Origin of the sequence: Pseudomonas sp. PSE1(2024) (assembly GCF_050990555.1) — a bacterium.
In the GTDB taxonomy this organism is placed as follows: Bacteria; Pseudomonadota; Gammaproteobacteria; order Pseudomonadales; family Pseudomonadaceae; genus Aquipseudomonas; species Aquipseudomonas aphyarum.
The window spans coordinates 498,049-519,548 of the sequence record NZ_CP158967.1 but is presented as its reverse complement, the minus strand read 5'-3'; the positions used below and the strand labels follow the sequence as shown (position 1 = coordinate 519,548).

Sequence of the window (21,500 nt, the reverse complement as noted above, 5' to 3'; positions counted from 1 at the left end):
AGGAGCGGCACTTTCGTACCAGAAATTATTTCCTGACGAGTTGCCGAATATTCCGACAAAAAAGGGTTGCACCCGGTTGCACCTCTTTCGGCTCGCGGCTAATCTTGCCGCCAGCTGTTGTCGCGCAACTGCGGCACCTATGAGGATAAAAATATGGCTACCACCACCCTTGGGGTCAAACTTGACGACCCGACCCGCGAGCGCCTGAAGGCCGCCGCAACCTCGATTGATCGCACACCGCACTGGCTGATCAAGCAGGCAATTTTCAATTACCTGGAAAAACTCGAGGGTGGTGCAACCCTGACCGAGCTGAACGGTTTGACCGCCAAGGACGCCGACGACGCGGGCGAAGTCCACACCGATCACGCTCACCAATGCTTCCTTGAATTCGCCGAAAGCATCCTGCCGCAATCGGTTCTGCGCGCCTCGATCACCGCTGCTTACCGTCGCCCTGAGCCGGAAGTCGTGCCGATGCTGATCGAGCAGGCTCGCCTGCCGGCGCCGATGGCCGAAGCCACCAACAAACTCGCCGCGACCATCGCGGAAAAACTGCGTAACCAGAAGAGTGCCGGCGGTCGTGCAGGCATTGTTCAGGGCCTGCTGCAGGAATTTTCCCTGTCGTCCCAGGAAGGCGTGGCGCTGATGTGCCTGGCCGAAGCGCTGCTGCGTATCCCGGACAAGGGCACTCGCGATGCGCTGATCCGCGACAAGATCAGCACCGGCAACTGGCAGCCGCACCTGGGCAACAGCCCGTCGCTGTTCGTCAACGCCGCGACCTGGGGCCTGCTGCTGACCGGCAAACTGGTCTCCACCCACAACGAAGCCGGCCTGACTTCGTCCCTGAGCCGCATCATCGGCAAGAGTGGCGAGCCGATGATCCGCAAGGGCGTCGACATGGCCATGCGCTTGATGGGCGAGCAGTTCGTGACCGGCGAAACCATCGCCGAAGCCCTGGCCAACGCGAGCAAGTTCGAAGCCAAGGGCTTCCGTTATTCCTACGACATGCTTGGTGAAGCGGCGCTGACCGAACACGACGCCCAGAAGTACCTGGCCTCGTACGAACAAGCCATTCACTCGATCGGCAAAGCCTCCCACGGCCGTGGGATTTATGAAGGCCCGGGCATCTCGATCAAACTGTCGGCCCTGCACCCGCGTTATAGCCGCGCCCAGTACGAGCGCGTGATGGATGAGCTGTACCCGCGTCTGCTGTCGCTGACCCTGCTGGCCAAGCAATACGACATCGGCCTGAACATCGACGCCGAAGAAGCCGACCGCCTGGAGCTGTCGCTGGATCTGCTCGAGCGCCTGTGCTTCGAACCGCAACTGACTGGCTGGAACGGCATCGGTTTCGTGATCCAGGCTTACCAGAAGCGTTGCCCGTACGTGATCGACTACGTGATCGACCTGGCTCGCCGCAGCCGTCATCGCCTGATGATCCGCCTGGTGAAAGGCGCGTACTGGGACAGCGAAATCAAGCGCGCCCAGGTCGAAGGCCTGGAAGGCTATCCGGTCTACACCCGCAAGGTGTACACCGACGTTTCCTACATCGCCTGCGCCCGCAAACTGTTGTCGGTGCCGGAAGTCATCTACCCGCAGTTCGCCACGCACAACGCCCACACCCTGTCGGCGATTTATCACATTGCCGGTCAGAACTATTACCCGGGCCAGTACGAATTCCAGTGCCTGCACGGCATGGGCGAACCTTTGTACGAGCAGGTTGTAGGCAAGGTCTCCGAAGGCAAGCTGAACCGTCCGTGCCGCGTGTACGCTCCGGTCGGCACTCACGAAACCCTGCTGGCGTACCTCGTACGTCGTCTGCTGGAAAACGGCGCTAACACTTCGTTCGTCAACCGCATCGCCGACCAGTCGATTTCGATCCAGGAACTGGTGGCTGATCCAGTTGCGCAGATCGAGCAGATGGCGACCGTGGAAGGTGGTTTCGGCCTGCCGCACCCGCGCATTCCGCTGCCGCGTGATCTGTATGGATCCGAGCGCGCCAACTCCAGCGGCATCGACATGGCCAACGAACATCGTCTGGCCTCGCTGTCCTGCGCCCTGCTGGCCACCGCGCACAACAACTGGAAAGCCGCGCCGATACTCGGTTGCGCCTCCAGCAACGAAGCGCCGGCACCGGTGCTGAACCCGTCCGATCTGCGTGACGTGGTCGGCCACGTGCAGGAAGCCACTGTCGAAGACGTCGACAACGCCATTCAATGCGCCCTGAACGCCGCTCCGATCTGGCAGGCCACCCCGCCCGCCGAACGTGCCGCGATTCTGGAACGTGCCGCTGATTTGATGGAAGGCGAGATCCAGCCGCTGATGGGCCTGCTGGCCCGCGAGGCCGGCAAGACTTTCGCCAACGCCATCGCCGAAGTCCGCGAAGCCGTCGACTTCCTGCGTTATTACGCAGTGCAGGCGCGCAACGATTTCAGCAACGACGCCCACCGCCCACTGGGCCCGGTGGTCTGCATCAGCCCGTGGAACTTCCCGCTGGCGATCTTCAGCGGTCAGGTCGCCGCCGCACTGGCCGCCGGTAACCCGGTGCTGGCCAAACCGGCCGAACAGACTCCGCTGGTCGCCGCACAAGCCGTGCGTCTGCTGCTCGAAGCCGGGATTCCGGAAGGCGTGTTGCAACTGCTGCCGGGTCGCGGTGAAACCGTCGGCGCCGGCCTGGTGGGCGATGAGCGCGTCAAAGGCGTGATGTTCACCGGCTCCACTGAAGTCGCGCGTCTGCTGCAACGCAACATCGCCGGTCGCCTCGACAACCAGGGCCGCCCGATTCCGCTGATCGCCGAAACCGGCGGCCAGAACGCGATGATCGTCGACTCTTCGGCACTGACCGAACAGGTGGTGATCGACGTGGTGTCGTCGGCCTTCGACAGCGCCGGCCAGCGCTGCTCTGCGCTGCGCGTCCTGTGCTTGCAGGAGGATTCCGCAGATCGCGTCATCGAAATGCTCAAAGGTGCGATGGCTGAAAGCCGTCTCGGCAACCCGGAGCGCCTGTCCGTGGACATCGGCCCGGTGATCGACGCCGAAGCCAAGGCCGGTATCGAGAAGCACATCCAGGGCATGCGCGACAAAGGTCGCAACGTGTACCAGGTGGCCATCGCCGATACCGAGGAAGTCAAACGCGGCACCTTCGTCATGCCGACCCTGATCGAACTGGAAAGCTTCGACGAGCTGCAACGCGAGATCTTCGGCCCGGTGCTGCACGTGGTGCGCTACAAGCGTAAAGAGATCGACCAGTTGATCGCCCAGATCAACGCCTCCGGTTACGGCCTGACCCTCGGCGTGCACACCCGCATCGACGAGACCATCGCCAAGGTGATCGACAACGTCAACGCCGGTAACGTCTACGTCAACCGCAACATCGTGGGTGCCGTGGTCGGCGTCCAGCCGTTCGGTGGCGAAGGCCTGTCGGGTACCGGTCCGAAGGCCGGTGGCCCGCTGTACCTGTACCGTCTGCTGTCGACGCGTCCTACCGATGCCATCGAACAATCCTTCGCTCGCGGTGATGCTGCCGTGGCACCGGACGTTCGTCTGCGCGACGCCATGAGCAAACCGCTGACCGCCCTGAAAGCCTGGGCCGACAGCAACAAGTTCGCCGACCTGAGCACCCTGTGCGTGCAGTACGCAGCGCAGTCGCAAAGCGGTATCACCCGCGTACTGGCCGGCCCGACCGGCGAGAAGAACAGCTACGCGATCCTGCCGCGCGAGCACGTGCTGTGCCTGGCGGACATCGAAGGTGATCTGCTGACCCAGCTCGCGGCGGTATTGGCGGTGGGCGGTTCGGCGGTCTGGCCGGAATCCGACACCAGCAAGGCATTGTTCGCACGCCTGCCGAAGGAGATTCAGGCGCGGATCAAGCTGGTTTCCGACTGGAACAAGGACGACGTGGTGTTCGATGCGGTTCTGCATCACGGCCATTCCGACCAGTTGCGTGCGGTCTGCCAGCAGATCGCCAAACGTGCCGGCGCCATCGTTGGAGTTCAGGGCCTGTCCCAGGGCGAGACCAACATTGCGCTTGAGCGCCTGGTGATCGAGCGCGCGCTGAGCGTCAACACTGCGGCAGCGGGCGGTAACGCCAGCCTGATGACCATCGGCTAAACCCCGCGCGATCGTTCCCACACTCCGCGTGGGAATGCAGCCCGGGACGCTCCGCGTCCCATCGGTGCCAGACTTGAAGTTGGCAGCGCGGCTGGAACGCGGAGCGTCCCTTGAGGCATTCCCACGCAGAGCGTGGGAACGATCAGCACAGGAACATAAAAATGGGCGCCCTCACCGGCGCCCATTTTTTTGGCCTCTCCATCACCGTTATCAATCTTCCTTTTCAGCCTTTATTCGCACGCCTAGACTCGGCCCATTCCAAAAAAAGGTAGGCCGCCATGTCCGAGACGCTGCTCAGTTCCCGCAATCTGGCTTTCGAGCTGTACGAAGTCCTCGATGCCGAGGGCCTGACCCGGCGCGAGCGGTTTGCCGAGCACAACCGCGAAACCTTCGATGCCGCCATCGGCACGGCGCGCAACATCGCCGAAAAGTACTTCGCACCGCACAACCGCAAGGGCGACGAGAACGAGCCGCGCTACGAGAACGGTCAGGCGATTCTGATTCCCGAGGTGAAACCGGCGGTGGATGCGTTCCTCGAAGCCGGATTCCTCAACGCGGCGCGCAGTTTCGACGCCGGCGGCATGCAACTTCCTACACTGTTGTCCCAGGCCTGCTTCGCCCACTTCCAGTCGGCCAACGCGGCGTCGACCTCCTATCCGTTCCTGACCATGGGTGCGGCCAACCTGATCGAAAGTTTCGGCACCGAAGAGCAGAAGCAGCGCTTCCTGCAACCGATGATCGACGGCCGCTTCTTCGGCACCATGGCCCTGACCGAACCTCATGCCGGCTCGTCACTGTCGGATATTCGTACACGCGCAGAGCCTGCGTCCGACGGCACTTACCGCCTTAAGGGCAACAAGATCTTCATCTCCGGCGGCGATCACCCGCTCTCGGAAAACATCGTGCACATGGTGCTGGCCAAGCTGCCGGACGCGCCGGCCGGGGTGAAGGGTATGTTCATCGTGCCCAAGTTTCTGGTCAACGATGACGGCAGCCTCGGCAAACGCAATGACGTGCTGCTGGCCGGGCTGTTCCACAAGATGGGCTGGCGCGGCACGACGTCCACGGCGCTGAACTTCGGCGATAACGGCGAGTGCGTCGGCTATCTGGTAGGCAAGCCGCATCACGGCTTGAGCTATATGTTCCAGATGATGAACGAGGCGCGGATCGGCGTCGGCATGGGCGCGGTGATGCTTGGTTATGCCGGTTATCTGTACTCGCTGGAATACGCTCGCGAACGTCCGCAGGGCCGGGTGCCGGACAGCAAGGACCCGACGACGGCGCCGGTGGCGATCATTCAGCACGCCGATGTCAGACGCATGCTGCTGACGCAGAAATCCTACGTCGAAGGTGCTTTCGATCTCGGTCTGTATGCGGCACGGCTGTTCGATGACACCACCACGCTGGAAACCGAGGCCGAACGCAAACAAGCGCATGAACTGCTGGATTTGCTGACGCCGATCGTCAAATCCTGGCCGTCGGAGTTCTGCCTGAAAGCCAACGAACTGGCGATCCAGATTCTCGGTGGCCACGGCTACACCCGCGAATACCCGGTGGAGCAGTATTACCGCGACAACCGTCTGAACCCGATCCACGAAGGCACCCACGGCATTCAGTCGCTGGACTTACTCGGGCGCAAACTGGCGCAGAACGGTGGCGCCGGGCTCAAGCAACTGATTCGCCTGATTGCCGACACCGCCGAGCGCGCGGTGGCGTACGAATCGTTGACTGAATTGCGTGAGCCGCTGGAGAAACTGGTGGCGCGCTTACAGACGGTGACCATCGGTCTGCTGACGGATCTGGCTCAGGGCAAGGTCAACAGCAGCCTGGCGAACTCGGCGTTGTACCTGAAGGTGTTCGGGCACGCGGTGATTGGCTGGCGCTGGCTGGAGCAGGCGATTCGAGCCGAGGAAGGGTTGGCCAAGGGGAATGCGGCGGATGCCGACTTCTATAAGGGCAAGTTGCAGGCGGCGCGGTATTTTCTGACGTGGGAAGTGCCGGGGTGCCAACATGAGCTGACGTTGCTGGAGGCGCGGGATGATACGTGTCTGGCAATGCAGGATGCGTGGTTCTGATCCCACGGTGATCGTTCCCACGCTCCGCGTGGGAATGCCTCCTGTGACGCTCTGCGTCACGATCTTGAGAGGACGCGGAGCGTCCGGGGCTGCATTCCCACGCAGAGCGTGGGAACGATCAATCAAGATAGTTTGAACCCACCCATCTGCCGCGCCAGATCATCCGCCAACCGCTGCAACATCTGACAATCCTCACGACAAGCCCGAACCTCCCCCGCCGTCGCCCGGGCCAGATCGGAAATCCCCTGCACGTTGCGGTTGATCTCCTCGGTCACCGCCGACTGTTCCTCAGTCGCCGTCGCCACCTGGTGGTTCATGTCACTGATGCGCTCGACCTGCCCGGTAATCGCAGTCAAAGAAGCCCCGGTACGCTGACTCGATTCAACACCAGTCCCCGTCGCGGCCTGCCCGGTGCGCATCGATGAAACCGCATTCTCCGCCCCCTGCTTGAGGCTGCCGATCATCTGCTGGATCTCGTCGGTAGACGCCTGAGTCCGTCGCGCCAATGTCCGCACTTCATCCGCCACCACCGCAAAACCACGCCCCATGTCCCCGGCCCGCGCCGCTTCGATCGCCGCGTTCAACGCCAAAAGGTTGGTCTGCTCGGACACCCCGCGAATCACCGCCAGCACCTGATCGATCGACGCCACCTGATGCGCTAGCTCACCCACCGCGCCCGCCGCGACGCCGATTTCATCGGACATGCTTTCTATATGGCGAATCGAGCCCCCGACCACTTCCCGCGCCTGCATCGCTTCATCACGAGCGGTTTGTGAGGCGAGCGCGGCATTGCCGGCGTTCTGGGCGATTTCCTGCACGGTCAGGCCCATTTCGTGGACGGCGGTGGCGACCATGTCGGTCATTTCCTGCTGACGACCTGAGCGCTCGGCGGTGTTATCCACAACCCGGGCCACCTGGCCGACGGCAACACGCAGACGCTCGCTGGTGGTCAGCACTTCGCCGATCATTCCGCGCTGGCTATCAAGGAAACGGTTGAAGCCCCGAGCGAGGTCGCCCAACTCATCCGCGCGGCTGGAATCTAACCGATGGGTCAAATCTCCACCACCGCTACCGATTGCTACCAGCGCAGCTGTTACCTGACGAATCGGTCGCACCAATCCCTGAGCCAGCCAGATCACCAGCGCCAGGCAAACCAGTGCCACCGCCAGACCGATGCCGCTGCTCATCCACATCGCCCGGCGGGCTTCGGCGTAGATCTGCGACTGTGGCACTTCGGCCACCAGGGTCCAGCCGAGGTCGCGCAAAGGCAGGCTGAAGGCGAGGAAGTCTTCGCCATCGCGCTGGAAGCTGCTGTTGGTTGCCACTTTATGGCCCATGACCGCTTGTGCTGCCGAGCCACCGATCTGCTCGCTCAAGGTGCGCTTGCCGCTGAACTGCGCCTCGGGATGGACCTGGATCAAACCGTCGGAACGCACGAGATAGACCTTCCCGCGCTCGCCGAAGCTGAAGTTGTGGATCAGCTCCGACAGCTCTTTCATGCTCAACCCGAGCCCCGCGACACCGACCACTTTGCCGGCCTGCTCGACCTTCAAATCGATGAACAGCGCCAGCTCTCCGGTCGCCCCGTCGTTGTCGATGTTCAGGGTTCGCGGCTGGTTGCTGTCGAGGAAAGAGTAAAACCACGCATCGGCCGGTTTGGATCGGCTGAGGGTGCGATCCAGGCCTTTTTCGGTGATGTAATGATTGGATTCGGTGCCGATGATCAGCGCGGTAAACGCCTTGTGTTCGGCGCGGATGCCTTCCAGATACTGCGCAAAGCCCGCCGTTTTGGCGGAGTCTTCACCATTGGCCAGCCAGTCGCGGACCATCGTGTTACTGGCGATGTCCTTGGCGGCGGTGAGGGGTTGAACGAGGATTCGTTCGATGTCGTTGCGCGTCGCTTCGATGCTCGACGGCAGCGCCTGTTCGACCAGATAGCTCTGGGCGAGGCGGTTGACCACCAGGGTATAAATGCCAACCACGATCAGAATGCTGACCAGCAGGGCGGTGCCCATACCGAGGATCAGCTGCCATTGAATACTGCGACGCCAGAACTGCATGGAGCACCCCCAAAGAATAAGAGGCTGAAACACTGCAACAGCCGTGCCGATTGTATACAACGCAATCGACAATCTTATTCTTTGGTTGTGCGCAACCCCATCAACCCTGATTGATGGTCTTGGCGATGGTCTCGACCGTGGCGCTGACTTGCTCTTGGTAACGCTCGAGTTCTTCCTGATGCTGTTTCTTCATTTCAATCTGCTGCGAGCACAGATTCATCGCCGCGAGCACCAGCAGGCGGTCGCCGATCAGCGTCGGGTATTTGCGCTTGGTGTCGGCCAGTGCGGCCTTGAGCATCAATGCGGCGTCCAGCAGGGTCTGTTCTTCCCCGGCCGGTGCCTTGATCGAATAGTCCTCCCCCATGATGGAGATGACTTTTACCCCTGCTGTGCCGTGGTTCATGCGCTGACAGGGCCTGCGTTGACGCGATCAACCAGGGCCTGGATGCGCGCGGCGGTGGCGCCGTGCTTTTCTTCCTGTTCCATCAGGCTCAGTTGCAGGCTTTCGTTTTCATCCTTGGCCTGGGCCAGTTCCGTGGACAGGGTCTGGTTGGTTTCCGACAGGGTCTGGTTCTGTTGCACCAGGTCGCTGACAAGCTGTTCCAATTGGCTGAGGGATGCTTCCAACATTTTGATCTTCCAGGGCTTTTTCAAAGGGCGCGTACGATAAAGAAAAGTCGTCGTTGACGCCAGGGTTAAACCGGCGCAAGGCCTTGATTTTCCTGGCGGCTCGACCGTTCTTGCGAGTCTTAGAGACTGTCATCTGCCAATCTGGTTCCTGCACTTCGTCGCTTGCGTGCGGATGCGACAAATACGCACATGGACTAAAGAGTTCATTCGCCTGACCGATAAGTCACCCAACAGCAGTCTCAGCCCGCACGGATGCGGCCCTTCCCTGGTATCCGCCTCCATGTCCCTTCGTAATATGAACATCGCCCCCCGGGCGTTCACCGGCTTCGCCTTGATCGGCGGCCTGATGCTGATTCTCGGCGTGTTCGCCCTGAATCAGATGAGCAAGATCCGCGCAGCAGGCGAAGACATCGCCACGGCCAGCGTGCCTTCGATCAAAGCCCTCGACGAATTCACCCAGTTGACCCTGCGCCTGCGCGTGCTGTCGTATCGGTTGCTGATCAACCGTGAGCCAGACGTCCAGCAAAAAACCATCGAGCTGTTCGATTTGCGCAACCGGCAGATCACCGACGCGCAACGCGCCTACGAGCCGCTGATCGATGGCCCGCAAGAACGCGCGGCTTATGATCAGTACGTGCAGTTGCTGGCGCAGTACCGCCAGCTCGAAGACCGGATGAAGACTCTGTCGCGCAACAATCAGGTCGACGAACTGCGGCAGATGCTCAACACCGATTTGCTCGCCAATTCCGAAGCGGTGAATACCGCTCTCGCGCGCTTGCTGGAGATCAACACCCAACAGATCGCCGAGACCAATCAGGGCGCCACTGATCAGTATTCGATGTCGTTTAATCTGGTCGTGACCCTGTTAATCATCGCCACCGGCCTGACTTTGTTGTTCGCCTGGCTGTTGACCAGCAGCATTACCAAACCAATTGCCAAGGCACTGGATGCGGCGGAAACCATCGCCGAAGGCAACCTGACCCAGCCGATTCACGTTGACGGCACCGACGAAGCCGGGCGCCTGCTGGCGGCCATGGCCAAGATGCAATCGAAGCTGCGCGACACCCTGCAGCGGATTTCCGGCTCGGCCACCCAACTGGCCTCCGCCGCCGAAGAGCTGAACAGCGTCACCGACGAAAGCGCCCGTGGGCTGACCCAGCAGAACAACGAAATCGAACAGGCCGCCACCGCGGTCAACGAGATGACCAGCGCTGTTGAAGAAGTCGCGCGCAACGCGGTCAGCACGTCGGAAGCCTCGAAGAACGCCACCACCTCTGCCGGCGACGGGCGCGATCTGGTGCAGGAAACCGTCAGCGCCATCGAACGCATGAGCGCCGACGTGCAGAGCACCGCGACCCTGATCGGCGACCTGGCCAACGAATCCCGCGACATCGGCAAGGTACTGGACGTGATCCGTGGCCTGGCTGACCAGACCAACCTGCTGGCACTGAACGCTGCGATTGAAGCGGCCCGTGCCGGTGAAGCCGGCCGTGGTTTTGCTGTGGTGGCTGACGAAGTCCGTGCCCTGGCGCACCGCACCCAGCAGTCGACCAGCGAGATCGAGCGCATGATCGGCAGCATCCAGAGCGGCACCGAACACGCCGTGGACTCGATGCGCAACAGCACCGAGCGCGCCGAGTCGACCCTGAACATCGCCCGTGGCGCCGGTCTGTCGCTGGACACGATCAACACGGCCATCGTCGAAATCAACGAGCGCAACCTGGTGATCGCCAGCGCCGCCGAAGAACAGGCGCAGGTTGCGCGGGAAGTCGATCGCAACCTGGTGAACATCCGCGATCTGTCGGTGCAGTCGGCGACCGGCGCGAATCAGACCAGTGCGGCGAGCAACGAGCTGTCGCGATTGGCGCTGGATCTGAACAATATGGTTGGGCGGTTCAGCCTCTAACCCTCTGCATTGATCGTTCCCCCGTCGAGGCACCGAACCGTCTGCGGGGGAATGCAGCCGCCCTCTGCGTTGATCGTTCCCACGCTCTGCGTGGGAACGCAGCCCGGGACGCTCCGCGTCCCAGAAGCGGACGCAGAGCGTCCATTAAGGTATTCCCACGCGGAGCGTGGGAACGATCATGCGCCAAGCTGAAAAACCTTTTTGACAGCATCACATTTCAACAGGTTAGAATCGCTGGCACGCAGACTGCATGGTCAGTTTGTGCCCGTCTTTCCGCTTCTGGAGTACTGCCTTTGAATGCGACGACCATCAACAGCCTGTTCTTGATCGGCGCGTTGCTGGTAGGCGCAAGCATTCTTGTCAGCTCCCTTTCTTCCCGTCTCGGCATCCCGATTCTGGTGATCATCCTCGCGGTCGGCATGACTGCCGGGGTCGATGGCGGCGGCATCATTTTCGATAACTACCCGACGGCCTATCTGGTCGGCAACCTCGCGCTGGCAGTGATCCTGCTCGACGGCGGCTTGCGCACCCGGGTGTCCAGTTTCCGCGTGGCCCTGTGGCCGGCCCTGTCGCTGGCCACGGTCGGAGTGCTCATCACCACCGGCCTCACCGGCATGGCCGCCGCCTGGTTGTTCGATCTCAATCTGATTCAAGGCCTGCTGATCGGCGCCATCGTCGGCTCCACGGACGCCGCGGCGGTGTTCTCGCTGCTTGGCGGCAAGGGCCTGAACGAGCGGGTGACCGCCAGCCTGGAAATCGAATCCGGCAGCAACGACCCGATGGCGGTGTTCCTCACCGTGACCCTGATCGACATGCTCGCCAGCGGCCAGACCGGCCTGCACTGGAGCCTGTTGACCCACCTGATCCGCGAGTTCGGCATCGGTGGGGTGATCGGCCTGGGCGGTGGCTGGCTGATGCTGCAACTGGTCAACCGGATCAATCTGGCCGCCGGCCTGTATCCAATTCTGGTGATCGCCGGCGGTCTGGTGGTGTTCGCCCTGACCAACGCCCTGCACGGCAGCGGCTTCCTCGCCGTGTACCTGTGCGGTCTGGTGATCGGCAACCGCCCGGTGCGCAGCCGCCACGGCATCCTGCACATGCTCGACGGCATGGCGTGGCTGGCGCAGATCGGCATGTTCCTGGTGCTGGGTTTGCTGGTCACTCCGCATGATTTGCTGCCGATCGCCGTACCTGCCCTGGGTCTGGCGCTGTGGATGATCCTGTTCGCCCGGCCACTGTCGGTGCTGGTCGGGCTGCTGCCGTTCAAGGCCTTCCACGGTCGCGAGAAAGCCTTCATTTCCTGGGTTGGCCTGCGTGGCGCGGTACCGATCATTCTGGCGGTGTTCCCGCTGATGGCCGGGCTGCCGAATGCACAGCTGTACTTCAACCTCGCCTTCTTTATCGTGCTGGTGTCGCTGCTGGTGCAGGGCACGAGCCTGCCGTGGGTGGCCAAGCTGCTCAAGGTGACGGTACCGCCGGAGCCGGCGCCGATTTCGCGGGCAGCGCTCGAAGTGCACGTCACCAGCGAGTGGGAGCTGTTCGTTTACAAACTCGGCGCGGAAAAATGGTGCATCGGTTCGCCCCTGCGCGAGCTGAAAATGCCCGAAGGCACACGTATCGCTGCCCTGTTTCGCGGCCAGCAACTGCTCCATCCGTCGGGTAGTACGGTGCTGGAAGTCGATGATTTGCTGTGTGTTATCGGCCATGAACACAACCTTCCGGCCCTCGGGAAACTGTTCAGCCAGGCGCCGCAACGCGGCCTCGATCTGCGCTTCTTCGGCGACTTCGTACTCGAGGGAGACGCCCAGCTCAAAGCGGTTGCCGCCCTGTACGGCCTGCCCGCCGAAGGCATCGATCCGGAGATGACCCTGGGCCACTTCATTGCCCAGAAAGTCGGCGGTGCACCGATCGTTGGCGACCAGGTGGAATGGAACAACACCCACTGGACGGTTGCGGTCATGGACGGGAACAAGATCGGCAAAGTGGGCGTCAGATTCCCCGAAGGAAGTCGCCCGGGCCCCGGGCTCTTCCTCTAAACTGCGTCCACTCTCACTTGCTTGACCGGTCTCTATGCCTACCCTGCGCTCTTTTTTCCTCGCGGCCCTGCTGGGCCTGAGTCTTTCCGTCGGCCCGCTGCAAGCCGCCGAACCGCCGTCCAGCGACGCCGTGCAGGCCAGCCTGGATAAACTCACCGACAGCAAACTGCCCGAGGCCGACAAGAAGGCCCTGCAGACGGTCCTGCAAAACACGCTGAACCAGCTCAACAACCGGCGTGACTACGAGCAGAAGCTGATCGACCTCAAGCAGCAGCTGGCCACTGCGCCGAAGCAGACCATCGAGAATTCGCGCGAACTGACCCGCCTCAAGGCCAGCGCCGTGGTACCGGTAGCGCAGCGCTTCCCCAAGGAAAACATCCAGCAGCTGGAGCAGATGCTCACCGAGCGCTCGACCCAGCAAAGCGATCTGCAAAAGGCCCTGGCCGACGCCAACAGCCTGATCATCACCGCCCAGACCCGCCCCGAGCGTGCCCAGGCCGAGATTTCCAGCAGCCAGACGCGCATCCAGCAGATCAACAACATCCTCAAGACCGGCAAGGACGCCGGCAAGACCGTCAGCGCCGAGCAGCGCGACCTGCTCAACGCCGAACTGGCCGCCTTGAACGCGCTGATCCCGCTGCGCCGTCAGGAGCTGGCCGGCAACAACCAATTGCAGGATCTGGGCAACAGCCAGCATGACCTGCTTTCGGAAAAGTCCGACCGTCTGGATCGCGAGATCCAGGAACTGCAAACCCTGATCAACCAGAAGCGTCTGACCCTCTCGCAGGAGACCGTGACGCAGCAGTCGATCGAGGCTCAGAAGTCCGGCAGCAGCACCCTGCTCGCCACGGAAAGCGCGGCCAACCTCAAACTTTCCGACTATCTGCTTAAAAGCACTGACCGACTCAACGAACTAACCCAGCAGAACCTGCAGACCAAGCAGCAACTGGACAGCGTGACCCAGAGCGATTCGGCCCTCGACGAGCAAATCAACGTGCTCAAGGGCAGCCTGCTGCTGTCGAAGATTCTCTATAAACAGAAACAGGCGCTGCCGCGCCTCAAGGTCGACCGCGACCTGGCGGACCAGATCGCCGACATTCGCCTGTACCAGTTCGAAATCAACCAGCAGCGCGAACAGCTGAGCAATCCGGCGACGTATGTCGACAACCTGCTTTCCACCCAGCCGCCGGAGCAAGTCACGCCACAACTGCGCAAGAGTCTGCTGGAGCTGGCCAACACTCGTGTCGATCTGCTGGAACGGCTGAGTCGCGAACTGAGCGCGATGCTCAACGAATCGATCACCCTGCAACTCAACCAGAAACAACTGCTGAGCACCGCGCAAAGCCTGCGCGCGACCCTCGACGAGCAGATGTTCTGGATCCCGAGCAACAAGCCGCTGGACACCGAATGGATGCGCGGCGTGCCGGAACGCCTGAAGCGTCAGATCGACACGTTGCCGCTGGCCTCGAGCCTCAGCGAACTGACCGACGGCCTGACCCAGCGGCCGCTGTTGTTCCTGCCGCTGGCATTGCTGATCGGCGCGCTGCTGTGGCGCCGCAAGCAGTTGTATTCACGCCTGAACAAGGTTCACCAGGACATCGGCCACTTCAAGCGTGACAGCCAGTGGCACACGCCGCAGGCGATCCTGATCAACATTCTGTTGGCGATGCCGGTGGCGCTGGGCCTGGCCTTGTGCGGGCTGGCGTTGCAGATCGACGCACGGGGGCAGAACGCGAACATGGGCGCGGCGCTGCTGCAAATGGCCCAGGCGTGGCTGGTGTTCTACACCGCCTACCGGATCCTCGCGCCGGGCGGCGTGGCTGAACTGCACTTCCGCTGGGAAAAGCCGCAGGTCGAATTCCTGCAAGGCTGGGTGCGTCGCCTCGGACTGGTGGTCATGGCGCTGGTGGCGGTGGTGGCGGTTGCCGAACTGCAACCGGCGGCGCTGGCCGACGATGTGCTGGGCATGCCGGTGGTGCTGACCTGCTACGCCCTGATGGCATGGCTACTCAGCCGCCTGCTGATCAGCAGCCCGACCCACGAAAACGCCTCGCTGTTCCGCAAGGCCGTGGGTGTGATGTTCACCCTGCTGCCTATCGCGCTGTTCGTCGCCGTGTGCTTCGGCTACTACTACACCGCGCTGAAGCTCAGTGACCGCTTGATCAACACGTTGTACCTGCTGATGTTCTGGCTGGTGATCGAAGCCACCTTCGTCCGTGGTCTCGCGGTCGCGGCACGTCGTCTGGCTTACCAGCGCGCCCTGGCCAAACGTCAGGCCGCGAAAGAAGCCGGCGACGGCGAAGCGGTGATCGAAGAGCCAACCCTGGACATCGAGAAGGTCAACGAACAGTCCCTGCGCCTGATCCGTCTGGCGCTGCTCGGCGGTTTCATCGCCGCGCTGTACTGGGTCTGGGCCGACCTGATCACGGTGTTCTCGTACCTCGACAACATCACCCTCTACGAATACACCAGCGGTACCGGCGCCAACATGAGCATGGTGCCGATCAGCATCGGCGACATGCTCGGCGCGCTGATCATCATCGGCATCACCTTTGCGCTCGCCCGCAACTTGCCGGGTCTGCTTGAAGTGTTTGTGCTATCGAAACTCAATCTGGCCCAGGGCAGTGCCTACGCGACCACGACGCTGCTGTCGTACGTGATCGCCGGGGTCGGTTTCGTCTCGACCCTGTCGACCCTCGGCGTGAGCTGGGACAAGTTGCAATGGCTGGTGGCGGCGCTGTCGGTGGGCCTCGGTTTCGGCATGCAGGAGATCTTCGCGAACTTCATCTCCGGCATCATGATCCTGTTCGAGCGCCCGGTGCGGATCGGCGACACCATCACCATCGGCAACCTGTCGGGCACGGTGAGCAAGATCCGCATCCGCGCCACGACCATCACCGACTTCGACCGCAAGGACATCATTGTCCCGAACAAGACGTTCATCACCGGGCAACTGATCAACTGGTCGCTGACCGACACCATCACCCGGGTGACCCTGAAACTGGGCGTCGATTACGGTTCGGATCTGGATCTGGTCAAGGAACTGCTGCTCAAAGCCGCCCGGGAAAACCCGCGCGTGCTCAAGGAACCCGAGCCGCACGTGTACTTCCTCAACTTCGGCGAAAGCACCCTCGACCACGAATTGCGCATGCATGTGCGTGATCTCGGCGACCGCAACCCGGTACTCGATGAGGTCAACCGCTTCATCAACCGCGAGTTCAAGAAGCAGCACATCAACATCTCGTTCCGCCAGATGGAGGTTTACCTGAAGAACCTGCATGGCCAGGAATACAAGATGGTGCCGATCGAGCCGGAAACCAAAACCATCGTGCCGGTCAGCGACGACCAGAAACCGTTACAGGAACCGCCGCCGGCCAAACTCGACTAACCCGGCTAATCCCAGCAGAATGCTCGGACATTCTGCTGGAGCCGGTCCTTGAAAGCCCTCGACGAACTGACCTTCGACAACCGCTTCGCCCGCCTGGGCGATGCGTTCTCGGCCCACGTGCTGCCCGAACCGATCGACAATCCGCGACTGGTCGTGGCCAGCCCTGCGGCCCTGGCGCTGCTGGATCTGGATCCAGCAGTGGCCGACACCCAGGAATTTGCCGAGCTGTTCGGCGGCCACAAGCTGTGGGCCGACGCCGAGCCTCGGGCGATGGTCTATTCCGGGCATCAGTTCGGCGGTTACACCCCGCAGCTGGGCGACGGTCGCGGGCTGTTGCTGGGCGAGGTCTACAACACGGCCGGCGAGCACTGGGACTTGCATCTGAAGGGCGCCGGGCAGACGCCGTTCTCGCGCATGGGCGACGGTCGCGCGGTGCTGCGCTCCTCGATCCGCGAGTTTCTCGCGTCCGAAGCGCTGCATGCGCTGAACATCCCGTCTTCACGCGCCGCCTGCGTGATCGGCTCCGACACCCCGGTCTGGCGTGAGAAACAGGAGCGCGCCGCGATGGTGCTGCGCCTGGCGCCGAGCCACATCCGTTTCGGCCATTTCGAATATTTCTATTACACCAAGCGTCCCGAACAGCAGAAGCTGCTCGGCGAACACGTGTTGGCGATGCACTACCCCGAATGCCTGGAACAGCCGGAACCGTATCTGGCAATGTTCCGCGAAATCGTCGAGCGCAACGCCGAACTGATCGCCAAATGGCAGGCCTACGGCTTCTGCCACGGTGTGATGAACACCGACAACATGTCGATCCTCGGCATCACCTTCGACTTCGGCCCGTTCGCCTTCCTCGACGATTTCGACGCAAACTTCATCTGCAACCACTCCGATGATCAGGGCCGCTACTCCTTCAGCAATCAGGTGCCGGTCGGCCAATGGAACCTCAGCGCCCTGGCCCAGGCCCTGACGCCGTTCATCAGCGTCGAAGCCCTGCGCGAAACCCTCGGCCTGTACCTGCCGCTGTTCCAGGCCCATTACCTCGACCTGATGCGCCGCCGTTTCGGCTTCACCAGCGCCGAGGACGACGACCAGCAACTGCTGGAGCAACTGCTGCAACTGATGCAGAACAGCGGCGTCGACTACACGCTGTTCTTCCGCCGCCTGGGCGAAGAGTCAGCCGAACAGGCCGTCGCTCGCCTGCGCGATGACTTCGTCGATATCAAGGGTTTCGATGCCTGGGGCGAGCGCTATGTCGCCCGTGTCGCACGCGATGGTGCAAGCGATCAAGAACAGCGCCGCGCGCGGATGCATGCGGTGAATCCGCTGTACATCCTGCGCAATTATCTGGCGCAGAAGGCGATTGATGCGGCGGAACAGGGTGACTACACCGAGGTGCGGCGGCTGCATGCGGTGCTGAGCAATCCATTCGAAGAACAGCCTGGAATGGAGAGTTACGCGGAACGGCCGCCGGAGTGGGGCAAGCATTTGGAGATCAGTTGCTCGTCTTGAGGCCGTTTCCAGCTTCCAAATGTTCAAGACGATCGATGTAACTGGCGATAAGCGTCGAGATGGCGGCCTATCATTTCGACCAAACCCATGAGCGGGTGTGACTCGTCCGCTCCAGCCATGCCTCTCAGTTCCTTAACTGATTCGACCAAAAAATTGTATTCCTCGTCTGACTCTGGCCGTTTAAGGACAGGTGCGACGTGAATCCAGTGCTCAATAGCCAACTCAACTATTCCGCTCATTTTTGCCCCTTGCGTTGGTTCCCAGCGAATTACCAGGACGCCCGGATTCACTCTATGTCGTGAGCAGAAGGAGAAAAATCAGCCGAAACGACACTTTATGTAGGAGACATCCTCGATTACTGAAGGTAACTGCTGTCAGATTTCGCCTTGATAAATACCTCGCACGACTCCAGATTTGTTGTACGAACTGCCTAATTCACCGAGCCGATCATGACCGACCCACTCCTCATCCCCTGCCCCTCCTGCAACGGCCTCAACCGCATCCCCGCCGAGCGCCTCAACGACCATCCGAAATGCGGGCGCTGCAAGTCCGAGGTGCTGCTGAACAAGCCGTTCGAGCTCAAGCAAGGCGATTACGCCAGTCAGATCAAGGGTGATCTGCCGTTGCTGGTGGACGTGTGGGCGGACTGGTGCGGACCGTGCAAGTCGTTTGCGCCGGTGTTCGAGCAGGCGGCTGCGCAGTTGGCGGGCAAGTGCCGGCTGGCCAAGCTGGACAGCGAGGCCAATCAGCAATTATCGGCACAGTTGGGGATTCGTTCGATTCCGAGCCTGATTCTGTTCCGCAACGGCCGGGAAGTAGCCCGTCAGAGCGGGGCCTTCCCGTCGCCACAGTTAATGGCCTGGCTGCGCAGCCAGGGCATCTGACAAGGCTTCAGGCGTCTTCGAGCAAGTTGTGCAGTTCGACGAACTGCTGCGTCAGCTTGTGCCGTGGATCGAGGTGAATCAGCGGCGTGTTGGCCTGATGGGATTCGCGCATGCGCACTGAACTGGCGAGGTAGACCGGCAATACCGGCAGGCCCTCGGCGATCAGTTCGTCGAGGATCTGCTGCGGCAGGCTGGCCCGGGCCTGGAACTGGTTGACCACAATGCCTTCGACTTCCAGGCCTTCGTTGTGGTCTTCCTTCAACTCGTCGATCTCGGCGATCAGACCGTAGAGGGCCTGACGCGAGAAGCTGTCGCAGTCAAAGGGAATCAGTACCCGATCGGCGGCAATCAGTGCCGAGACCGCATAGAAATTCAGCGCCGGCGGCGTATCCAGATAGATCCGGTCGTAATCCTCCGACAACTCGTCGAGCAGCTTTCGCAGCTTGTTGATCTTGTGTTTGGCCTCGAGCTTGGGCTGCAAGTCGGCCAGTTCGGCGGTGGCGGTGATGATGTGCAGGTTGTCGAAGGGCGTTTCGTAGATATCCGCCTGATTCCTTTTTGAGAACGGCCCGGAAGACAGGGTCTGTTTGAAGAAGTCGGCAATGCCCATCGGAATGTCGTCACCCGTGAGCCCGGTCAGATACTGAGTGGAATTGGCCTGGGCATCGAGGTCGACCAATAGCGTGCGATAACCTTCGCTGGCGCTTACCGCCGCCAGATTGCAGGCAATGCTGGATTTGCCCACGCCACCTTTCTGATTGAACACCACGCGCCGCATGACAAAACCTCCGTGTATCAAAGAATGACCGAGTGTAGTGGTGCCCGGTGCCGGTTCGCTACCTCGATGGACGCGGACTACAAAGTCAGGCGCCAATCTCCCAATGAATACGGCGCAAAGAGACCCGTTGATCGCCGATTCGCCTGACAGACAGACACCCGACAACCTGGATAATGGCCAAGTGACAGCTCTTGCCGCGTACCATTCGGTTCATTTCGTCGTTCAAAATGTAACCAGCATTTGCTACACACTCGTCGCACCGGGATAATGCGCGCCACCCGGCGCCACGCGCCATGCCATTTCAGGCTAAATCAGCTCAGCGGCGACGTTGGCGAAACCGCGTCAACTCAGCCCGCAGGGGCGGGATAAATGTCCGTGATCAACTTCAACATCGCCCAATGGCGCGCCTGGGCTCCCGGGCTCGACAGTGTGGAAGCCTGGCAAGCCTGGAGCCGACAACCAGTCGTGCTCGAAGGCAGCGATGCCGCACCCGATGTGTCGTTTCTGCCGGCCATGCAGCGCCGTCGTCTAAGCCGTCTGGCGCGGATGGCGTTCAGTGTCGGCTGGCCGCTGGCCGACGGTCGGGAAAATCTGCCGCTGGTGTTTGTCTCCCGGCACGGCGAAACCCCGCGCACCTTTGAAATCCTCAGCGATCTGGCCAACGAACAGCCGCTGTCGCCGACCCAGTTCAGCCTGTCGGTGCACAATGCGATCATCGGCCTGTGGTCGATCATGCGCGGCGAAACCAGCGAAATGACCGCGCTCGCCGCGGCCGGCGACGGCCTCGAACACGGCATGCTCGAAGCGGCGACGTTGCTGAACGAAGGCGCCCCGGCGGTGCTGCTGGTGATCACCGAGGAACAGCCGCCCGAAGCCTATTCGACGTGGATCGACGACGTACCGTTTCCCTACGCGGTCGGGCTGTTGCTCACCCCCGGTACCGACTGGCGGCTGACCCTGAACAGCGCCCCCGAAGCACTGTCCAAAACGCAGTGGCCCCATGCGCTGAATCTGCTGCGAACCCTGCTCGGTCAGCAACCCCATTGCCAACATGCCTGGAAGACTCGTCTATGGACCTGGCAACGCAACCTGTAATCGGAAAAAACCGCGACGCCTATTACTGGCGTCTGCTGGCCACCGCCACCAGCTTCGCCCTGTTCGGGCTGGGTGGCCTGTGCCTGCGCCTGCTGGTATTTCCATTGCTCGGCTGCCTGCCGGGCGATGCCAGGGTGCATCGCGAGCGGGCGCGCCAGACCGTCAGCCGGCTGTTCTGGTTTTTCGTCCGGTTCATGGCCCGTACCGGCGTGCTGACCTACGACATTCAGGGCGCCGAACGTCTCGGCCGTCCGGGGCAGATGATCATCGCCAACCACCCGTCGCTGATCGATGTGGTGTTCCTGATCGGTCTGGTGCGCCGGGCCAACTGCGTGGTGAAGAAAAGCCTGTGGGAAAACCCCTTCACCCGTGGCCCGCTGCGCAGCACCGAATACATCAGCAACGACGGCAGCATGGACATGCTCGACGCTGCCGCCGGTGCCCTGCAGAGCGGGCAGACCCTGATCATTTTCCCCGAAGGCACCCGCACCCAACCGGGACAGGCGCCGGCCTTTCATCGGGGTGCGGCGGCCATCGCATTGCGCGGTGCGAAAATCGTCACCCCGGTGGTCATCCACGTCAGCCCGACCACCCTGACCAAGGCCGAACCCTGGTATCGCATTCCCAGTCGCCGCGTGCACTTCAGTTTTCGCGTCGGGGCCGATATAGACCCACAGACTTTCGCCGCGCAGGGGCCCCCGCCCCAGGCTTCGCGCAAGCTCAACGACTATTTGCACCAATTCTTTATCAAGGAGCTCGCCGAAGATGAGCGATCTAAACCGTGACATCAAAGAGCTGATCATCGACGCCCTGGGCCTCGAAGACATCAGCGCAGAGGACATCGGCGACGACCAGACGCTGTTCGGCGAAGGCCTGGGCCTGGATTCCGTCGACGCTCTGGAGCTCGGCCTGGCGATCCAGAAAAAGTACGGCATCAAGATCGACGCCGACGCCAAGGACACCCGTAACCATTTCTCCAACGTGGCGAGCCTTGCGGCGTTCGTCACGGCAAAACAGGCAGCTTGAGAC

At 61.7% G+C, this 21,500-nt stretch carries 14 protein-coding genes and 2 pseudogenes; 11 read left to right on the top strand and 5 right to left on the bottom strand.

What is annotated here, in order from left to right; genetic code table 11:
• The first annotated feature begins 153 nt into the window (after positions 1–153).
• Together putA and ABTV87_RS02285 are read left to right on the top strand one after the other, a co-directional pair.
• Complete coding sequence (gene putA, locus ABTV87_RS02290) at positions 154–4,107, top strand: trifunctional transcriptional regulator/proline dehydrogenase/L-glutamate gamma-semialdehyde dehydrogenase (protein ID WP_221533681.1); 3,954 nt, start codon at positions 154–156, stop codon at positions 4,105–4,107.
• Positions 4,108–4,385: 278 nt separating this feature from the next.
• Positions 4,386–6,182 carry an acyl-CoA dehydrogenase gene (locus tag ABTV87_RS02285; protein ID WP_433898928.1) on the top strand — a complete coding sequence of 599 codons (1,797 nt, stop codon included), beginning with the start codon at positions 4,386–4,388 and terminating at the stop codon, positions 6,180–6,182.
• Between the two features lie 122 nt (positions 6,183–6,304).
• On the opposite strand, the gene ABTV87_RS02280 is transcribed toward ABTV87_RS02285, so the two are convergent.
• The 4 genes and pseudogenes from ABTV87_RS02280 to ABTV87_RS02265 all read right to left on the bottom strand — a co-directional run bounded on the left by ABTV87_RS02280 (position 6,305) and on the right by ABTV87_RS02265 (position 8,872).
• Positions 6,305–7,012, bottom strand: coding sequence for a methyl-accepting chemotaxis protein (locus ABTV87_RS02280; RefSeq protein WP_431768100.1), 708 nt, complete (start codon positions 7,010–7,012; stop codon positions 6,305–6,307).
• Between the two features lie 207 nt (positions 7,013–7,219).
• Positions 7,220–8,197 (bottom strand): annotated as a pseudogene (locus ABTV87_RS02275) (cache domain-containing protein); the annotation flags it as partial.
• 145 nt (positions 8,198–8,342) lie between these two features.
• On the bottom strand, positions 8,343–8,645 hold the full coding sequence (locus ABTV87_RS02270) for a cell division protein ZapA (protein ID WP_007952314.1): 303 nt from the start codon (positions 8,643–8,645) through the stop codon (positions 8,343–8,345).
• On the bottom strand, positions 8,642–8,872 hold the full coding sequence (locus ABTV87_RS02265) for a hypothetical protein (RefSeq protein WP_007952320.1): 231 nt from the start codon (positions 8,870–8,872) through the stop codon (positions 8,642–8,644). The genes ABTV87_RS02270 and ABTV87_RS02265 overlap by 4 nt, the downstream gene beginning before the upstream one ends.
• 172 nt (positions 8,873–9,044) lie before the next feature.
• Between ABTV87_RS02265 and ABTV87_RS02260 the strand changes: the two are divergent.
• The 6 genes and pseudogenes from ABTV87_RS02260 to trxC form a co-directional block, all read left to right on the top strand.
• Positions 9,045–9,875, top strand: a pseudogene (locus tag ABTV87_RS02260) (MCP four helix bundle domain-containing protein); the annotation flags it as partial.
• A 30-nt stretch (positions 9,876–9,905) separates the two neighbouring features.
• Complete coding sequence (locus ABTV87_RS02255; protein WP_371850982.1) at positions 9,906–10,778, top strand: methyl-accepting chemotaxis protein; 873 nt, start codon at positions 9,906–9,908, stop codon at positions 10,776–10,778.
• Between the two features lie 293 nt (positions 10,779–11,071).
• Complete coding sequence (locus ABTV87_RS02250) at positions 11,072–12,814, top strand: potassium/proton antiporter (protein WP_258712782.1); 1,743 nt, start codon at positions 11,072–11,074, stop codon at positions 12,812–12,814.
• A 34-nt stretch (positions 12,815–12,848) separates the two neighbouring features.
• Positions 12,849–16,202 (top strand): mechanosensitive channel MscK, encoded by a 3,354-nt coding sequence (mscK, locus tag ABTV87_RS02245; RefSeq protein ID WP_433898927.1) that lies wholly within the window; start codon positions 12,849–12,851, stop codon positions 16,200–16,202.
• Positions 16,203–16,250: 48 nt separating this feature from the next.
• The gene (gene selO / locus ABTV87_RS02240) at positions 16,251–17,714 is read left to right on the top strand and encodes a protein adenylyltransferase SelO (protein WP_433898926.1); all 1,464 of its coding nucleotides are present in this window, start codon (positions 16,251–16,253) and stop codon (positions 17,712–17,714) included.
• Between the two features lie 449 nt (positions 17,715–18,163).
• A complete protein-coding gene (gene trxC / locus ABTV87_RS02235) occupies positions 18,164–18,598 on the top strand; it encodes a thioredoxin TrxC (RefSeq protein ID WP_258712779.1) in 435 nt (144 codons plus the stop codon).
• Between the two features lie 7 nt (positions 18,599–18,605).
• On the opposite strand, the gene ABTV87_RS02230 is transcribed toward trxC, so the two are convergent.
• Positions 18,606–19,376 carry a ParA family protein gene (locus ABTV87_RS02230; RefSeq protein ID WP_085608442.1) on the bottom strand — a complete coding sequence of 257 codons (771 nt, stop codon included), beginning with the start codon at positions 19,374–19,376 and terminating at the stop codon, positions 18,606–18,608.
• A 369-nt stretch (positions 19,377–19,745) separates the two neighbouring features.
• On the opposite strand from ABTV87_RS02230, the gene ABTV87_RS02225 reads away from it, so the two are divergent.
• Genes ABTV87_RS02225 through ABTV87_RS02215 form a run of 3 tightly spaced genes read left to right on the top strand, consistent with a single transcriptional unit; the run spans position 19,746 to position 21,497 of the window.
• On the top strand, positions 19,746–20,471 hold the full coding sequence (locus ABTV87_RS02225) for a beta-ketoacyl synthase chain length factor (protein WP_115076289.1): 726 nt from the start codon (positions 19,746–19,748) through the stop codon (positions 20,469–20,471).
• A complete protein-coding gene (locus tag ABTV87_RS02220; protein WP_258712778.1) occupies positions 20,447–21,256 on the top strand; it encodes a lysophospholipid acyltransferase family protein in 810 nt (269 codons plus the stop codon). Before ABTV87_RS02225 ends, ABTV87_RS02220 begins: the two co-directional genes overlap by 25 nt.
• Positions 21,237–21,497, top strand: a complete 261-nt coding sequence (locus ABTV87_RS02215; protein ID WP_007952344.1) for a phosphopantetheine-binding protein — start codon at positions 21,237–21,239, stop codon at positions 21,495–21,497. The genes ABTV87_RS02220 and ABTV87_RS02215 overlap by 20 nt, the downstream gene beginning before the upstream one ends.
• Positions 21,498–21,500 lie beyond the last annotated feature (3 nt).